Source organism: Devosia sp. Soil_C_22, assembly GCF_057657195.1.
Map to the genome: position 1 here is coordinate 1 of NZ_JBDGIY010000002.1, position 16163 is coordinate 16163.

Below are 16163 nucleotides of genomic sequence, written 5' to 3' on the forward strand. Positions count from 1 at the left end.
CCGCCCCGGCATCGGCCTCGAGCTCAACGAGGATGTCGCCAGGAAGTACCAGTATCCGGACACCTCCTGGTTCGAGTGAGGCCTTTGGCGGGGCGGCGCACCAGCCTGCCGCCCCACCCCCTCCCAACCTCCCCCATCAAGGGGGAGTGCTACATCGAGTATGTGGCACGTTCTAGCCAAATCCACCGGCCCCACCTCCCCCTTGATGGGGGAGGCAAGCGCAGCTTGTGAGCGAAGCGAACTAGCGCAGCTCGGAGGGGGTGGGGTCACGAGCTCTGCCAGGGCATAGGCCCCACCCCACCCAGTTGCGCTAGGCCGCAAGCGGCCAAGCTCCACTACCCTCCCCATCAAGGGGAGGGAGACTGCGGGCAACCTCCAGCACCGGGTTCGCAGTCGGGTTCATCCGAACTCTCAGTCGTCTCTCCCTCCCCCTTGTGGGGAGGGGGTACCCGCGTAGCGGGTGGGTGGGGGTGGCCACACGCACTGGACCTGCGGAACAATCTTATCCCCCTCCCTCGCCACCCATCATATCCTCCCCCCGTTCGCTGCACCGAAGCGAGATCATGACGAGTGGTTGGTGCGGTGGAGATTGGGTGGGTCGGCAGTCGTGCCGGCCCAGGCCCAAAGCACGTCGGCACGATCCGGTTCGCCGGGGACGCCGCTGGCAACGCGAGGAGACGCTCGATGCGGAGCGGGCTCCAGGGTCGAGGCTGCCACGCACAAGGCAGCCGCAACGTCGTGGCGGTGGGGCGGATGCCAGCCGTTCATGGCCTGCACGATCAGAAGCGATGCGGTACGGGATGCGCCCGGGCCCACGTGCCATAAGCCCAAAACCCCGATCGGCCGGCGAGGCGGGAGCCTCATTTACACTGCGGACTAACCGCGAGGGGCAAACGCCTCGCCGGCACGTCGCTTCGCTCTTTGACATCCTCCGGGGCCAATGGCCGCCGGATGCATCGGCACGCCCACCGATAGAGACGGCCCCCTCCCGGCCTCCCCCATGAAGGGGGAGGTGAAGAGTCGAGGTCGTGGCTTCGATCGTGCCTCACGCACCGGCAGGGCACCTCCCCCTTTATGGGGGAGGCTGGGAGGGGGTCGTCTGCTTCCCTGACGCACCGAAACCACCCAGCAGGCGCCTACCGCACCAGCGATGGCCGCTTCGCGTCGAACGTCCAGCCCGGGATCAGATACTGCATCGCCACCGCGTCGTTGCGGCCGCCGGCCGGCAGCTTACGGTACAGCTCGTTGGCCCGCTCGAGCGCCACCTCGTCGAGCTCCACACCCAGCCCAGGCCGCTCCGGCACCGCCACCTCGCCGCCGATTATCTTCGGGGGCTCCTTGGTCAGATGCTGGCCATCCTGCCAGATCCAGTGCGTGTCGAGCGCGGTGATCTCGCCCGGGGCGGCGGCGCCGACCTGGGTGAACATGGCCAGCGAGATGTCGAAATGGTTGTTGGAGTGGCTGCCCCAGGTGAGGCCCCAGCGGGCGCAGAGCTTTGCCACGTCGATCGAGCCGCGCGGGGTCCAGAAATGCGGATCGGCGAGCGGGATATCGACGCTCCCCAGCACCACAGTGTGCCCCATCTGACGCCAGTCGGTGGCGATCATGTTGGTGGCGGTACGGATGCCGGTGGCGCGGCGAAACTCGGCCAGCACCTCGCGACCGGAGAAACCCTGCTCGGCTCCACACGGATCCTCGGCATAGGCGAGATACGGTTTCAGATAACGGGCAACCTCGATCGCTTCCTTCAGCGACCAGCCCCCGTTCGGGTCGAGGGTGATGCGGGCATCGGGGAAGCGCTTGGCCAGCGCCACGATGGCCTCGGCCTCCTCCATGCCGCGCAGCACGCCGCCCTTGAGCTTGAAGTCCTTGAAACCATAGCGTGCCTCGGCGGCCTCCGCCTGGCGGACGATCGAGGCCGCATCGAGCGCCGTCCGGTCACGCACCCCGAGCCAGTCGTCACCGCCCTCAGCGCGATAGTCGAGGTCGGTCTTGCTGCTGTCGCCGACATAGAACAGGTAGCCGAGCATCTGGACGCGCTCGCGCACCTGCCCGTCGGCCAGCAGCTCGGCCATCGGTACATTGAGGAACTGGCCCGTCAGGTCGAGCAATGCGCATTCGAGCGCGGCGACGGCGTGGACCGTAACGCGCAGGTCGAAAGTCTGGGCGCCGCGGCCGCCGGAATCGCGGCTGGCAAAGGTCTCGCCGACCTTGCGCAGGATGGTGCGGTAGGCGCCAATCTCCTGCCCGACGACCAGCTCGCGTGCATCCTCGAGCGTGCGGGTGATGTCCTCGCCGCCCGGCACTTCGCCCAGCCCGGTATGGCCGGCGCTGTCGGTGAGGATGACGATGTTCCGGGTGAAGAAGGGCCCGTGGGCGCCGCTCAGGTTCATCAGCATGCTGTCGCGGCCGGCAACCGGCACCACGCGCATGCCCACCACCTTCGGTGTCGCGTTGGTCACTTTGCAGTTCTCTCGATGGAAAGGGCGGGACCCGCAGGCCCCGCCCTGGAAGGATCAGGTCGGGATCAGCCTTTCACGGCGCCGACGGTAAGGCCGCCGACGAGGAAGCGCTGGGCATACATGTAGAGAATCGCCACCGGGATCGCCGTGAGCAGCGAGGCCGCCATCAGTTCGCCCCAGGGCAGGATGTCGCCGACCACCATGGACTGCAGCCCGATCGGCAGCGTCCTGATCGATTCCGAGGTGATGAACACGAAGGCGAACAGGAACTCGTTCCACGCATTGGTGAAAGCGAAGAGCGCGACCGACAGCATGGCCGGCGCCGCGAGCGGCAGGGTGATGCGGATGAAGGCGTAGAGCCGGCTCGCCCCGTCGATCATCGCGGCTTCCTCGAGCTCCACCGGGATCGAGCGGAAGTAGCCGATCAGCACCCAGGTGGCGAAGGGAACGAGGAAGGTCGGGTAGGTGGTCAGCAGCGCGCCATAGCTGTTGATCAGCCCCAGGTCGCTCAGCGTCTGGTAGAGCGGGATGAAGATCAGCGTACCCGGCAGCAGGTAGGTGATCAGGATCGCCGTGGTCAGCAGCCCGGCCCCGAGGAATTTCAGACGCGTCAGGGCATAGGCCGCGAGCGCCGCAATCGCCACCGAGATGACCGTCGACAGCGTCGCGACCAGCACCGAGTTGCCGAGCCAGACGAGGAAACGCGACCCGAAGAGCAGTTCCTGATACTGGTTCAGGGTCGGCGGACTGGGCCAGAAGATCGACTGACGCTGGCTGATCTGGGTCGTCGTCTTGAACGAGGTGATCAGCACCCAGTAGAATGGGAACAGCACGAAGGCCATGATCGGCAACAGGATCAGGATGCGCAGGCCGATGCCCATGCGCTCGCGGCCCTGCGGCTTGAATACCGGCTTTGCCGCCGAGCCGGTCATGCGCTTGCGCAGGACCTGGCCCAGCTTCTCGATGCCGCGGTTCAGCATGTCGAACGGCCAGAACAGGATGTCGAGCAGGAAGCTGAAGATGCCACCAAAGAACTTGCCGATGCCGAGCCCCTTCTTGCTGACACCGGCAGCACGCTCGTCGTGCCGCATGTATTTCGACAGCAGGTAGATGAGGAAGGCCATCAGCGGCGCGACCGAGAGCGCGATGGCGCTACCCGGGCCGTATTGCAGCGAGCCGATCGCCTTTTCGTAGGCGAGGATGGAGTAGAGGCGCGTCGCGCCGCTCGGCCCGCCGCCGGTCATCAGGAAGATGAGGCCGAACTGGTTGAAGGTCGAGATGAAGCTGAGCAGCAGCACCACGAGGATGACATAGCGCATGCCCGGCAGCGTGACGTAGCGGAAGCGCTGCACGGCATTGGCGCCGTCGACTTCGGCGCTCTCATAGAGCTCGGTATCGATGGCCTTGAGGCCGGCGAGCAGCAGCAGGGTGAAGAAGGGAATGCCCTTCCACACGTTCACCGCGATGACGCTGCCCAGCGCAAGGTTGGCGTCCGAGAGCCAGCCGAGCGGACGATTGATGACGCCCATGCTCTGCAGGATGGGGTTGAGGCCGCCGAACAGCGGATCGTAGATCGACTTCCAGGCGAGTGCGGTCACGATCTCGGGCACGATCCAAGGCAGCAGCATGATCGCCGACAGCAGGTTCCGCCATGGCAGCTTGGAGTGGAGGATCATGGCGATGGTCATGCCGGTCACGAACTTGATCGACAGCGACCAGAAGGTGAAGTTGATCGTGTTTGACAGCGACAGCAGGTAGTCCGAATTGGAGAGCAGGCGCTCGAAGTTGCGGAAGCCCACATTTGTCGTCGCGCCGGTCAGGAAGTTGAACGTCGTCGTCGACATCAGGATAGCGCTGATGAAGGGCCAGAAGATCAGGCCGGCCATGAGCAGCACCATGGGCAGCACGAACAGGTAGGCGATCTTCCAGTCGCGACCGAAGATGTTCTTGAGCTTGAACCGGGGACGCGCGGCAGTACCGGCGCCGCCAACGGGCATGTCGAGAGTGATGCGCTTGTCCATGGTCAAGCCTCTTTCCAGCTGAAGCACCCGGTGGTCGAAGGTGCAGGAGTGGGAGCGCCGCCGGGCGTCACAGGGTGACAGCCAGGTCCGGCGCGAGATGAGCGGAGGGCGTCACCGCCCCCCGCCGGGAATAGTGCAGCCTCAGGGCTGCGGAATCCCACCTTCCTCGAAGATGTCACGCATCTTCTGGTGCGCATCCTTCACCGCATCGACGGCCGACATGCGCTTGGCGATGACGTTGCCGATCGACTGCTCGAGCACGCCCTGGGCACGGATGGCATCGACACCAGCATTCGGGTTCGCCGGCCAGGACTGGCCGAGGAACGGATCGGTGACGCTGACCTGCTCCTTGATGACGGCAAGGTTCGGGTCGTTCGCCATCAACTCTTCGGTCCACAAGTTGGCGTAAGCCGGCGTGAACAGCACACCGCCCAGGGCCGAAATCTTGCCGAAGTTGGCCGGGTCGAGCAGGTTAAGCGCCAGTTCCTTGGCGAGCGCCGCGTTGGGCGCGCCCTTGAACACGGTCATCCAGCCGCCGACATTGCCGCCGCCCCGGTTGTCGCCGTTGATCGCCGTCGGTGCCGGCAACAGGACGGTATTCGGATAGACCGGGTTGTTGTCGCGCTTGGACTGCGCATAGACCGAGAAGGCGTTCTGCGTGAAGCCGATCTGGCCGGCGAGCCAGGCTTCGTTGTTGCCCGTGTCGTTCCAGCTCTCGACGCCCGGCGGCAGCATGGCGGCATATTTGCCGTTGCGGTCGTAGGTCTCGCCAAGGAACTCGAACGCGGCCACCGTCTCCGGTGAATCGAACTGCACGATCATTCCGGTTTCGTCGGTGAAGTGACCACCGAAGGCCTGCACGACGCTGATCAGGAAGCCGAAGCCGTCACCCGACTGGTTGGGCGTGAAGCCCCAGCCGTAGAAATCCGGCCCCGAGATGGCAAGGGCGGCCTCGCGGCGGTCGACGATGGTCTTGAGCGAAGCCGGGTCGATGCCCTTCTCGTCCAGCTTGTCCTTGCGGGCGTGGTAGGCGGTGGTGGTGCCGATCAGCGGGATAGCCTTCCAGCGCCCGTCGAACTGCGCGGTCTTGGCGGCATTGAGACCCGGCATGATTTCGCCATAGCGCTTCACCGCCTCGTCGACGACGTCGGTCACGTCCTCGACGAGATCGAGCAGATGCAGCTGCGAGATCGAGACGTTCGAGGTATAGGCGAAGTCGGGCGGATTGCCGGCCTTCACGGCAGCCGTCATCTTGCCCATGAAGTCGCCGAACGACTCCGGATTGGTGGTCGAGATGTCGAGTTGAACGCCATTGCTGTCGGCGAAGGCCTGGACCGTATCACGGAAGGCCGTCTGCGCCGCCTCGAAATACTCGGTGCGGTGAATGACGGTGAGCTTGCCGGAACCGCCCTGCGGCAGCGGCGCATCAGGCGCGGGCGCGTCCTGAGCGAGAGCCGGCAGTGCGCCGGCACCCAGCGCAATACCAGCGCCAGCGACGGCCGTACCACGCAGGATCTCGCGGCGGCTGAATTTGTTGTCGTCCATGGATAGTCTCCTCCTCATTGCTTTCTCAGGCCTGGGCGTGGGTCCCTCAACCGCCGCCCCGGCCCTTTATGGACCGTCAAATCATTGCAGCGACGCCAGCCTCCCTGGGGTCTGGGCCTCGCCAATGGTCGATTCATGCTTGGTTGCGGTCGGCAAAACGATGACCGGCAGATCCGGCCGGGTCAGCCGTATCCGGAGCTTAACGGCGCGGGCAGCTGCAAACCGATGCCTCATGTCGTCTCCCTTGTCGGGTCGTTGCCCGGCCATCGGCTCAAGTTCTGATGCCGAACGTACGTCAATCTGTCGGGCATCGATCTCTCTGTCAACGACGAATCATACTGCTTGTGGACGGTGAGGGCGTTTGAGCGCCTTTCGCTTGCGTTGACACGACTGGTTTGCTGGTGTTAGTCGCGAGAAATCATACTAATTTTCGGAGGCAACGATGACGTTTGAGGAAATCAAGGCCAAGATCGGCTCGGGCCTGCTGTCATTTCCGGTCACCGACTTCGATGCGAACGGCGAGTTCGATGCCGCCGGCTATGCCAAGCGCCTGCAGTGGCTGTCGTCCTATGGGGCTGCCGGCCTGTTCGCGGCGGGCGGCACAGGGGAATTCTTCTCGATCGGCTATGACGAGTATGACGCGGTGATCCGCACCGCGGTCGACAACAGCGCGGCCGACGTGCCGGTGCTGGCCGGCGTCGGCTACGGCACGCGGATGGCGGTCGATCTCGCCAGGCGCGCCGAGAAGGCCGGGGCGGCAGGCATCCTGGTGCTGCCGCACTACCTGATGGTGGCCGAAGAGGCCGGCGTGATCGCGCACATGAAGGCGATCTGCGCAGCGGTGGGCATCGGCGTCATCTACTATGCGCGCGACAACACCAAGCTGTCGCCGGCAGGGCTCGAGCAGCTGGCCGAGGCGTGCCCGAACTTCATCGGCTATAAGGACGGGATCGGCGACCTGCAGCTGATGCAGCGCATTCACTACCGGCTCGGCGATCGGCTGGTGCATATCGGCGGCCTGCCGACGGCAGAGGTGTTCGCACAGCCCTATCTTGAGATGGGCGTCACCACCTATTCGTCCGCGGTGTTCAACTTCGTGCCCGAGCTGGCGCTGCGCTTCTACAAGGCCGTCCGCCAGCGCGACGCGCAGACGGTTGACGCGCTGATGAAGAGTTTTTACCTGCCGGTGATCGAACTGCGCGACCGGAAGCGCGGCTATGCCGTATCACTGGTGAAGGCCGGGGCGGACCTGGTCGGGCGGTCGGCCGGCAAGGTGCGGGCGCCGCTGACCGAGCTCGACGCAGGCGAGCGGGACATGCTGCAGGCGCTGATCGCGGCGCATAGCTAAGCCACTACACGATGTCATCCCGGCGGAGGCCGGGATGCATCCTGAGATGCCTCTACCCTCACTGAATGTGGAAACATCTCAGGATGGGCCCCGGCCTGCGCCGGGGTGACCCTGTGATTGTGGGGAGTTCGAAGGCTAGCGCAAACCGCCCGAAATGCCCGCACCGTAAGGGTCCCAACCGTTGGCCTGGAACAGGGCGATGATGTAGCCGAAGCAGAAGGCGAAGGCGGTTTCCATCGAGTTGTCGGCGTCGATATGCGGCACGTGATCGGGCATGATCATGCCGTCATAGCCGGTCTCGCGGTAGATCTTGAGCGTCGCCGGCATGTCCATGTCGCCATTGTCCGGGAACTCCTCGGTGAAGGAGTAACGGCCGCCCTTGATGTTGCGGAAGTGGACGTTGAAGATTTTCTTGCGCTCGCCGAACCAGCGGATGATCTCGCCGATCTCCTCGCGCGGGTTTTCGAGCCCCTCGGCCACCGTACCCTGACAGAAATTGAGCCCATGATAGGGACTCTCACAGGTCTCGACGAACCGCTTCAGCCCATCGGCGCTGGCCAGCACGCGCTTTTCGAAGCCGCGGAAGCCGGGCGGGGTCATGGGATCGTGCGGGTGGCAGGCAAGGCGCACGCGGTTGGCCGTGGCGACGGGGACCACGCGCTCGAGGAAATACTCGATGCGCTCCCAGAACTGGTCGGCCGTGACCTCGCCGGCAATAGTCAGCGTGGCGGCGTTCTCGGCCTTGTCGGCACGCCAGGTCGAGAGCACCGCGCCGCCGCGGCCGGTTTCGGACGTGGTGCGCGGGATGCCGAGCACGTTGAAGTTGTACTTGGCGGCACCGATCCGGGCCTCGGCCAGCGCCTCGATGATGCGGCAGATGCCGTCGATCTCGCGGTCGCGCTCGCCGGGGCGGCCGAGCACTATGCCGGGGGCCTGATGGTTGCGCTCGATGCCGCCGGACGGCAGCGGAATCTGCACCATGTCGAGGATCAGGCCGGCATTGTCGATATGCTCGGCGTGGCGCATGAGGATATCGCGGTCCCACTGCCAGGGGTCGCCCACGGGGTCGATGCACACATGCCTGACCCCGAGCTGGGCCAACTGCTTGAGATAACGGTCGCCGACCTTAGCGTATTGGTCCCCGCCCAGCTGAGTACCGACGTACATAATCCCCCCTAAGTTCTATGACTTCTGAGAAGAAGTATGATATATTTGCAATTGGGGCAACCCGGCCAGACACTGCCTCACAGCAGCCGGCGGCTGGCCATGTTGATGAACGGTCTTTGAACGATGTCTGTCGTTTCTGTCCACCTCACCGACCGGGTGAAGCTGGACCTGATGCGCCTGATCGAGGCCTCTGGGCTGAAGGACGGAGACAAGCTCCCGCCCGTCGACCGCCTGTGCGAGCAGTTCGCGGTCAGCCGCACCGTGGTGCGCGAAGCCATTGCCACGCTGAAAGCCGAGGGTCGGTTGCGCTCGCTGAGAGGCAGCGGCGTGTTCGTTGCGACTCCGGCAGCACGGCCCAGCGGCGGCGCGATGTTCATGGCGGCGCCGCAGGACATCACCGAGGTGCTCGACCTGATGGAGTTCCGCATCTCGATCGAAGTCGAGGCCGCGGGGCTGGCGGCCGAGCGGCGCACTGAAATCCACCTGTTGCGCATGGAGCAGGCGCTGGCGCAGTTCCGGCACAACCTGAACGACAAATCACTGGCAACCGATGCCGACCGTGCCTTTCACCGCGCGATCGCGGAGGCGACCAGCAACAGCCGCTTCCGGCTGTTCGTCGACGAGATGGGCGACCGGCTGATCCCGCGCCGGGCGCTGGGCGCCGGCTTTGCCGACGACAAGGCCAAGGCCGAGTTCCTCGAAGGGATTCTGGCCGAGCACCGGCGGATTTTCGTCGCGATCTCCGAACGCAAGGCGGACGAAGCGCGGGTGGCGATGCGGAAGCATCTCGAAGATGGCCGCCGGCGCTATCGCGAATGGCGGATATTGCACGACGCCAATGGGTGAGGCAGCCACCGCTTACCGAGATGCCGTATGGGTCCGCGGGTCAAGCCCGCGGATGACAACTGTGGTTTTGGCCGCCCCCTCCACCAGCTTCGCCGGTCCCCCTCCCCCGCCCCGCGGGGGAGGATCAGTGTGGCGCTATCAGCCCTTGATGCCGGCCGACAGCGTGATCGCCTGGGTCACGCGGCGTTGGAACACCAGATAGGCCACCGCCACCGGCAGGCTGGCGAGAACCGCGCCCGACAGCACGCGCGCATAGGCCACGCCGAACGTATCCTGCACCGCCGTGATGCCCACGGTCACTGTCATCATCCGCTCGTTCTGGGCCGCGAGGAATGGCCACAGGAACGAGTTCCACGCACCGATGAAGGTGATGATCGCCAGCGCGGTGGTGATGCCCCAGTTCATCGGGATGAAGATCCGGAACAGCATCTGGAACTCGTTGCCACCGTCGATGACGGCCGCCTCGCGATATTCCTTGGGCACGGAGTCGAAGAAGTTCTTGTAGACGATCACGGTGACCGGGGTGATCAGCATGGGCAGGATGATGCCCGCGTGAGTGTTGAGCAGACCGACACCGGCGATGATGATGAAGTGGTTCACGATCAGGGCGGAAACCGGCACCATGAAGCTCGCCAGCACGGTGTACCAGAGCAGCATGCGGCCTGGGAAACGCAGCTGCGAGATGGCATAGCCCGCACAGGCGGCCATCAGCACGGCGAGTACCGTCACCGACACGGCGACGATGGTGGAGTTGAGGTACCAGATCGGCAACTGCGAATTCTGGATGACGAAGGCGTAGCCATCGAGGTGCAGCCCGTCGGGCAACAGGTTGACGCCGGGGCGCACGGCTTCGTCGTCGGTCTTGAAACTGGTGATCAGCGCCCAGTAGATGGGGAAGAACCAGATCGCGGCACCGACCGCCGCGAGCAGGGTCAGCAGCCAGGCGCCGATATCGAAGAAGCCGCGACGGCGGGAGACAGTGGGGACCGGGCCGGTCAGGGTTTCACTGGTCATTGGTTGCTCCCCCGCATGCGCAGCACCTGGTATTGCAGAAGCGAAAACACGATGACGATGACGAACAGGGCCACTGCGATGGTCGCGCCGTAGCCGCTCGAATTCTTCTGGAACGCCTGCTCATAGATGTACTGCACCAGAACCATGGTGGCGTTGGTGCGGCCGCCCTGGGCGAACAGATAGACCTGGTCGAAGATCTTCAGCTGCAGGATGAGCTGGATGGTGAGGCAGAGCACGGTCACCGGCCAGATCAGCGGCCAGGTGATGGAACGGAACACCTGCCAGCGCGTCGCGCCGTCAAGCGCAGCTGCCTCGTAGAGCTCGCGCGGGATGTTGCGCAGGCCGGCGAGGAACAGCAGGATCGAGAAGCCGTTGGTCCACCAGATGGTCAGCAGCGCCGCCATGGGCAGGAACCAGGGCGTGGTGCGCCACACATTGATGCGCTTTCCGGCGAGCGGCTCGATGATGTACTGGGCGATACCGAACTGCAGGTTCAGCATCCAGTCCCAGATCAGATAGACCACGGTCACCGGCAGGATGAACGGCAGGAAGAAGGCGGCGAGGATGATGCTCTGCACCCAGCCCTTCAGGCGGCTGACCATGAGGGCGATGGACAGCGCCGCCGCCGTGCCGGGCACCACTGTGAGCAGCACGAAATAGGATGTGTTCCACACCGCGGTCCAGAAGATGCGGTCGTCGAACATGCGGATGTAGTTGTCGAAACCGACCCACTCGCCCGCGCCGATCAGCGGGGACTTGGTGAAGCTGATCTGGACCATCTGGATGGTCGGGTAGATGAACATCCACCCGAAGATGAAAACGAAAGGCGCAACCAGTACGGCTGCGACCAGGTATTCGCTCCGGCGATTTCTGAGCATTGGTCGTCCCTCAAGGCCGAAAGGCAACTGGCCGGCACAATGGCCGGCCAGTCAGCTCTGCTTGGATGCTTACTGCAGCGCGTCGAGGGCCTGCTTCATCTCCTCAACGGCCGTCTGGGCATCGACTTCGTTGTTGAGGGCGGCCGTGAAGGCATTGCCAGCCGCGTCAAACAGCGGCGAAGCGACGCCGGCATTGGGCGACTTGGGGTCAAACACCTGGTTGGCGGTCACCTTGGCGTAGGTCGCCTGCGGCTGCATGGCCTTGTATTCCTCGGTCGCAGTGACCGAGCTGTTGGCCGGAATGTGACCGGCGGTGGCCCAGAACAGCGAGTGCTCCGACATCCACTTGATCACTTCGAGCACGGCAGCGTGCTTTTCGGGCGTGGCCGGCTTGCCGACATTGTTCGGGATGGCGAACGAGTGCGAGTCGGCATAGGTGCAGGCGTGGTTGAACATCACGGGCAGCTCGATGGCGCCCCAGTTGAACAGCTTACCCTGGCTCTCGAGATCGGCCATGGTGGGGACTTCCCACACGCCGTTGATCATCATCGCGCTCTCGCCCGAGGTGAACAGGGCCACGGCGGACGGGTAGTCGGTGTATTCGGGCGCGTAGCCGTCCTTCACCCAGTCGGCGACGACCTGAACGCTGTTCTTGAGCTTTTCGAGATTGTCTCCCTCGAGCCAGGCGCCGTCGATACCGATCGAGCCATCCTGCTGGCAGAGGAACGAGTAGATGGTGCGGAAGGCGAAGGTACCGTCGGCGGTGGTGAGCGACACACCATAGGTGGTGCCACCGTCCTTGAGCTTCTGCAGCGCGGCCTTGAAGTTGTCGACGCCATCAAGACCGGTCGGCAGGCCATCGGCGCCGATCAGGCCGGCGGCCTCGAGCTTGTCCTTGTTGTAGTAGAGGACGATCGGGTGCGTGTCGAAGGGCACGGCATACTGCTTGCCATCCACATTGACGGCGTCCCAGGTCTCCTTGGCGAAGGTTTCGGGCGTCATGCCCATGGCCGCCAGGTCATCGGCGCTGAATTCGGCCAGCGAGCCCTGGCTCACAGCGAGCGGGATACGCGAGGCGTGATAGGTCATGACGTCCGGCCCCTCGCCCACGGCGGCGGAGGTCTGCACCTTGGTGTAGAACGGCACGCCCCAATCGAGCGTGGTGCCCTGAATCTCAATCTGGCCGGCATGCTCGGTGTTGAAATCCTCGATGAGCTTCTTCATGCGGACGCCATCGCCGCCACCCAGGAAGTCCCACCAGACTACGGTTTCCGCGGCACTGGCCAGCGATGCGAACGACATCAGCGCCGTCGAGACGAGCGCCGTCCTAAGCAGAGATTTCATATCAAAATTCCTCCCAATGGATGTCCTGCACGGTTTTGCCGGCACCCTGCGGCGGATGGTTATCGGATGGCATCGCCGTGTCAACGGCTTGCATGATATAAATCAGACAATCGAATACCGTAGCCACTTTTGGCAGCACGCCGCCAATTGTGCTGCGCCCGAGGCAAGGGTCGCACCCCACCGGATCGCGGCGTTCGTGGAGACAGATCGCAGCTGCTCAGACTCCGGATATTTGAATCCGACCCGAAGCCGTCGATCGGTTTTCATATCCCTCTTTCGGATATTAAAAGAGCCATCGTTCCGATGTCCTGCAAAGCCGGCTTGAACGTCAGGGTGACGCTGAACCCCTGCCCGGGAGTCGAAGCCAGCTCGAGCCGACCGTCGAAGAGCGTGGCGATCTCCTCGACGATGGACAGGCCCAGGCCGGCGCCCGGCCTCATGGTGTCGCCGCGGCGGAAGCGCTCGCGCAGGGTCGCAAGCCGCTCTGACGGGACGCCGCGGCCCGTATCCTCGACGGTGAGGGTCACGACGTCGCCGGCCGTAAGCCGCACTGTCGCCTCGGCGCCGCGACCGGCATAGGCGAGGGCATTGTCTATGAGGTTGCGCACCAGTTCGCGCAGCAACATTGCATCGCCATGGATCAACATGGGCCCCTCGCCCTCGAACCCGAGGTCGATGCCGGCGGTGCGGGCGGCGACCACGTGCTCGGCGGTCTCGGCGGCGGCGATCTCGGCGAGATCGACCGTGCCGGATTTCAGCCGGTCGGACGCAGCCTCATCGATACGGGCGAGCAGCAGCATCTGAGCGAGGATGCGCTCGGCGTGGACCACCGCGGCGTCGGCGGTGGCGAGCGCGGCGGCACGTTCCTCACTGGTACGGGCGCGGGTCGCGAGCGCGATCTGGGTGCGCATGATGGCGAGCGGGGTGCGCAACTGGTGGCTGGCATTGCCGGTGAAGTGGCGCAGGGCCGCGATGGCGACACCGAGGCGCGACATGAACGAGTTCACCGTATCGACGAGCGGGCGCACCTCTTGCGGAACGTCGTCGGCGATGGGGGCGAGATCGGACGGGCTGCGGCGGGCGATGGCGGTGCCGAGCCGGTGCAGCGGGCCGAGCGCGAGCGATACGGCGAACCACAGGATCACCGCGGCGGCGAGGATCAGCACGCCGAGACGGAGCGCGGAGCGCCACAGCAGCTGCTCGGCGAGCTGGCTGCGGGCGATGGTGGTTTCGGCGACCGTCACGGTGAAGGGGATGGCCTGCACCCCGGACGAGGCGGCGCGCTGCAAGAGGGCAACGCGGATCGGCTCGCCGCGGAAATCGGCGTCGAAGAAGGCGAGCTCGCCGGCGGCGGTGCGGGTCGGCAGGTTCTGGTAGCCGGTGATGAAGCCCGCCGGGCCATCGACGCGGTAGAAGACACGGTCCTGCGCGGCGGAGGTCAGCATTTCGAGAGCGACATAGGGCACGTCGACCTCGAGCGAACCATCCTCGGTGACGATGACGCGTTCGGCGATGGCGAGGACCGAGCCGGCGAGGACGCGGTCCGATACGGTGTTTGAGGTGTTGACCGCCTCGCGCCAGGTATCGAGCAGCGCGAGGATGCCGATGGCGGCGAGTGCCACGAACAGCCCGATCAGCAGCCGGCGGCGCAGCGAATAGGGGCGGCCGCTCAATCGGTGGCCTTGTCGAGATAATAGCCGAGGCCGCGCGCCATGCGGATGGTGAGCCCATGCGGCAGCAGCTTGCGGCGGAGGCGCGAGACATATTGCTCCACCGCGTTGGCGCTGAGATCGTCGTCGAAGGCGGCGAGCGACTGGATGATGGCTTGCTTGGACACGACCTTGCCGGCCCGCCGCATCAAGGTTTCGAGCAGGCCCAGTTCGCGGCCGCGCACGTCGATCAGCTGGCCATGCGCCGAAATGGTGCGCGTCGCGGTATCGAGCGCCAGTTCGCCGAAGGCGATTTCGGCGGAGCGCTGGCCGGCCTGGCGGCGCAGCAGTACGCGGATGCGGGCTTCGAGCTCGGCGACCTCGAAGGGCTTGGTCATGTAGTCGTCGGCACCCAGATCGAGTCCGCGGATACGCTCGTCGAGCGCACCGCGGGCGGTGAGGACGAGGACGGCGGAGCGATTGCCGCGAGCGCGCAGTTGGCGCAGGACTTCGAGCCCATCCATCTCAGGCAAGCTGAGGTCGAGGACGACGAGATCGAAGGCTTCGACGGCCAGCGCGGCGAGGGCCGAGACGCCATCGTGCACGACATCGACGGCATAGCCGCTGCCGCGCAGCACCGCCACGAGCCCATCAGCCAGGGTGCGGTTGTCCTCCACCACCAGTATGCGCAAAGGTGTTCCTCCCGGCCGAACGTTACCCTACCGGGACGGGACTTGTGTAGGCACGGCTCGGGGCTGCATGCTCGGCCTATGCTCCGCCTCCTCGCCCTCCTCGCGCTGATGACTTCGCCGGCCCTTGCCGAAGCGCGGCTCTATCCGGCGCCGGACGGCAATGCGGCAGCGCGGGTGCTGACCGTCTATTCCTCGCTCGACGAGCCGCTGGCCCGGCCGATGATCGCTGCCTTCCAGGCGGCGCATCCCGAGGTGGCCGTCGCCTACGAGGATCTGCAGACGGTCGATATCTACGATCGCGTGGTGGCCGAGACCGATGCCGGCGGCAAGACGGCCGACTTTGCCTTCTCGTCGTCGATGGACCTGCAGGTGAAGCTGGCGAACGACGGCTATGCGCAGGAGAGCCGGGTGGCGCTGTCGCAGAGCTGGCCGCGCTGGGCCAACTGGCGCAACACCGCCTATGCGCTGACCTATGAGCCGGCGGTGTTCATCTACCACAAGCCGAGCTTTGCCGATGCGCCGCCGCCGGCGACGCGGGCCGAGCTGATCAAGTACCTGCGCGCCAATGCCGACAGCCTTTACGGCCGGATCGGCACCTACGACATCGAGCGCTCGGGCGTCGGCTTCATGTTCTTCTCGCGCGACCAGGAGCAGTTCTCCGACCTGTGGACGCTGGTCGGCGCCATGGGCGCGGCGGGGGTGAAGCTCTATTCGACCACCTCGGCGATCGTCGATCGGGTGGCCAGCGGGCAGTTCGTGTTCGGCTACAACATCCTCGGCTCCTATGCGGCCGAGGCGGCGGCGCGGAACCCCGATCTCGGCATCGTGCTGCCGGCCGACTACACCATCGTCACCTCGCGCATCGGGCTGATCCCGGCGGCGGCGGCCAACCCCGACCTGGGCCGCATGTATCTCGAGTTCTTCATGTCGGCCGAGGGCCAGACGATCATGGCCGAGCAGCTGCAGATCGCGGCGCTCAACCCCGAAGTGACCGGCGACAACACCGCCAACGCCATGCAGCAGGCGCTCGGCAACCAGCTGCGGCCGGTGCCGGTCAGCCCGGGCCTGATGGTCTATCTCGACCAGGTGAAACGGGCGCGATTGATCCGGCGCTGGAACGACGCGCTGTCGATCCAGTAGGCTGTGCCGCGCGTGTGGCCGCCCCCTCCATCAGCTTCGCTGGTCCCCCTCCCCCGT

At 65.2% G+C, this 16163-nt stretch carries 12 protein-coding genes; 3 read left to right on the forward strand and 9 right to left on the reverse strand.

Annotated elements, in window-relative coordinates; genetic code table 11:
- Window positions 1-1136 precede the first annotated feature (1136 nt).
- The 3 genes from AC3A6I_RS17040 to AC3A6I_RS17050 all read right to left on the reverse strand — a co-directional run bounded on the left by AC3A6I_RS17040 (window position 1137) and on the right by AC3A6I_RS17050 (window position 6028).
- Window positions 1137-2432 (reverse strand): enolase C-terminal domain-like protein, encoded by a 1296-nt coding sequence (locus AC3A6I_RS17040; RefSeq protein WP_487545676.1) that lies wholly within the window; start codon window positions 2430-2432, stop codon window positions 1137-1139.
- Between the two features lie 95 nt (window positions 2433-2527).
- Window positions 2528-4483, reverse strand: coding sequence for an ABC transporter permease (locus AC3A6I_RS17045; RefSeq protein WP_487545056.1), 1956 nt, complete (start codon window positions 4481-4483; stop codon window positions 2528-2530).
- Window positions 4484-4624: 141 nt separating this feature from the next.
- Window positions 4625-6028 carry an ABC transporter substrate-binding protein gene (locus tag AC3A6I_RS17050; RefSeq protein WP_487545057.1) on the reverse strand — a complete coding sequence of 468 codons (1404 nt, stop codon included), beginning with the start codon at window positions 6026-6028 and terminating at the stop codon, window positions 4625-4627.
- A gap of 442 nt (window positions 6029-6470) precedes the next feature.
- Here AC3A6I_RS17050 and kdgD point away from each other — a divergent pair, with 442 nt between their 5' ends.
- Window positions 6471-7376 (forward strand): 5-dehydro-4-deoxyglucarate dehydratase, encoded by a 906-nt coding sequence (kdgD, locus tag AC3A6I_RS17055; protein ID WP_487545058.1) that lies wholly within the window; start codon window positions 6471-6473, stop codon window positions 7374-7376.
- A gap of 135 nt (window positions 7377-7511) precedes the next feature.
- Here kdgD and AC3A6I_RS17060 read toward each other — a convergent pair whose 3' ends face one another.
- Window positions 7512-8543 (reverse strand): mannonate dehydratase, encoded by a 1032-nt coding sequence (locus tag AC3A6I_RS17060; protein ID WP_487545059.1) that lies wholly within the window; start codon window positions 8541-8543, stop codon window positions 7512-7514.
- A 123-nt stretch (window positions 8544-8666) separates the two neighbouring features.
- Between AC3A6I_RS17060 and AC3A6I_RS17065 the strand changes: the two genes are divergently transcribed.
- A complete protein-coding gene (locus AC3A6I_RS17065; protein WP_487545060.1) occupies window positions 8667-9389 on the forward strand; it encodes a FadR/GntR family transcriptional regulator in 723 nt (240 codons plus the stop codon).
- A gap of 138 nt (window positions 9390-9527) precedes the next feature.
- Here the strand turns inward: AC3A6I_RS17065 and AC3A6I_RS17070 are convergent, their stop codons facing one another.
- The 5 genes from AC3A6I_RS17070 to AC3A6I_RS17090 form a co-directional block, all read right to left on the reverse strand.
- Complete coding sequence (locus AC3A6I_RS17070; RefSeq protein ID WP_487545061.1) at window positions 9528-10403, reverse strand: carbohydrate ABC transporter permease; 876 nt, start codon at window positions 10401-10403, stop codon at window positions 9528-9530.
- Window positions 10400-11281: a carbohydrate ABC transporter permease gene (locus tag AC3A6I_RS17075; RefSeq protein WP_487545062.1), complete on the reverse strand. Its 882-nt coding sequence runs from the start codon at window positions 11279-11281 to the stop codon at window positions 10400-10402. Before AC3A6I_RS17075 ends, AC3A6I_RS17070 begins: the two co-directional genes overlap by 4 nt.
- Window positions 11282-11350: 69 nt before the next feature.
- Complete coding sequence (locus AC3A6I_RS17080) at window positions 11351-12625, reverse strand: extracellular solute-binding protein (protein WP_487545063.1); 1275 nt, start codon at window positions 12623-12625, stop codon at window positions 11351-11353.
- Between the two features lie 263 nt (window positions 12626-12888).
- Window positions 12889-14298 (reverse strand): sensor histidine kinase N-terminal domain-containing protein, encoded by a 1410-nt coding sequence (locus AC3A6I_RS17085; protein WP_487545064.1) that lies wholly within the window; start codon window positions 14296-14298, stop codon window positions 12889-12891.
- Window positions 14295-14966, reverse strand: coding sequence for a response regulator transcription factor (locus AC3A6I_RS17090; protein WP_487545065.1), 672 nt, complete (start codon window positions 14964-14966; stop codon window positions 14295-14297). Before AC3A6I_RS17090 ends, AC3A6I_RS17085 begins: the two co-directional genes overlap by 4 nt.
- A 78-nt stretch (window positions 14967-15044) precedes the next feature.
- Here AC3A6I_RS17090 and AC3A6I_RS17095 point away from each other — a divergent pair, with 78 nt between their 5' ends.
- Window positions 15045-16106, forward strand: a complete 1062-nt coding sequence (locus AC3A6I_RS17095) for an ABC transporter substrate-binding protein (protein WP_487545066.1) — start codon at window positions 15045-15047, stop codon at window positions 16104-16106.
- Window positions 16107-16163 lie beyond the last annotated feature (57 nt).

Coding starts and splice junctions, on each gene's coding strand:
- AC3A6I_RS17050 (WP_487545057.1), bottom strand. CDS start 6,028: ATGGACGACAACAAATTCAGCCGCCGCGAGATCCTGCGTGGTACGGCC.
- AC3A6I_RS17095 (WP_487545066.1), top strand. CDS start 15,045: ATGCTCCGCCTCCTCGCCCTCCTCGCGCTGATGACTTCGCCGGCCCTT.
- AC3A6I_RS17075 (WP_487545062.1), bottom strand. CDS start 11,281: ATGCTCAGAAATCGCCGGAGCGAATACCTGGTCGCAGCCGTACTGGTT.
- AC3A6I_RS17060 (WP_487545059.1), bottom strand. CDS start 8,543: ATGTACGTCGGTACTCAGCTGGGCGGGGACCAATACGCTAAGGTCGGC.
- AC3A6I_RS17080 (WP_487545063.1), bottom strand. CDS start 12,625: ATGAAATCTCTGCTTAGGACGGCGCTCGTCTCGACGGCGCTGATGTCG.
- AC3A6I_RS17040 (WP_487545676.1), bottom strand. CDS start 2,432: ATGCGCGTGGTGCCGGTTGCCGGCCGCGACAGCATGCTGATGAACCTG.
- kdgD (WP_487545058.1), top strand. CDS start 6,471: ATGACGTTTGAGGAAATCAAGGCCAAGATCGGCTCGGGCCTGCTGTCA.
- AC3A6I_RS17070 (WP_487545061.1), bottom strand. CDS start 10,403: ATGACCAGTGAAACCCTGACCGGCCCGGTCCCCACTGTCTCCCGCCGT.
- AC3A6I_RS17065 (WP_487545060.1), top strand. CDS start 8,667: ATGTCTGTCGTTTCTGTCCACCTCACCGACCGGGTGAAGCTGGACCTG.
- AC3A6I_RS17045 (WP_487545056.1), bottom strand. CDS start 4,483: ATGGACAAGCGCATCACTCTCGACATGCCCGTTGGCGGCGCCGGTACT.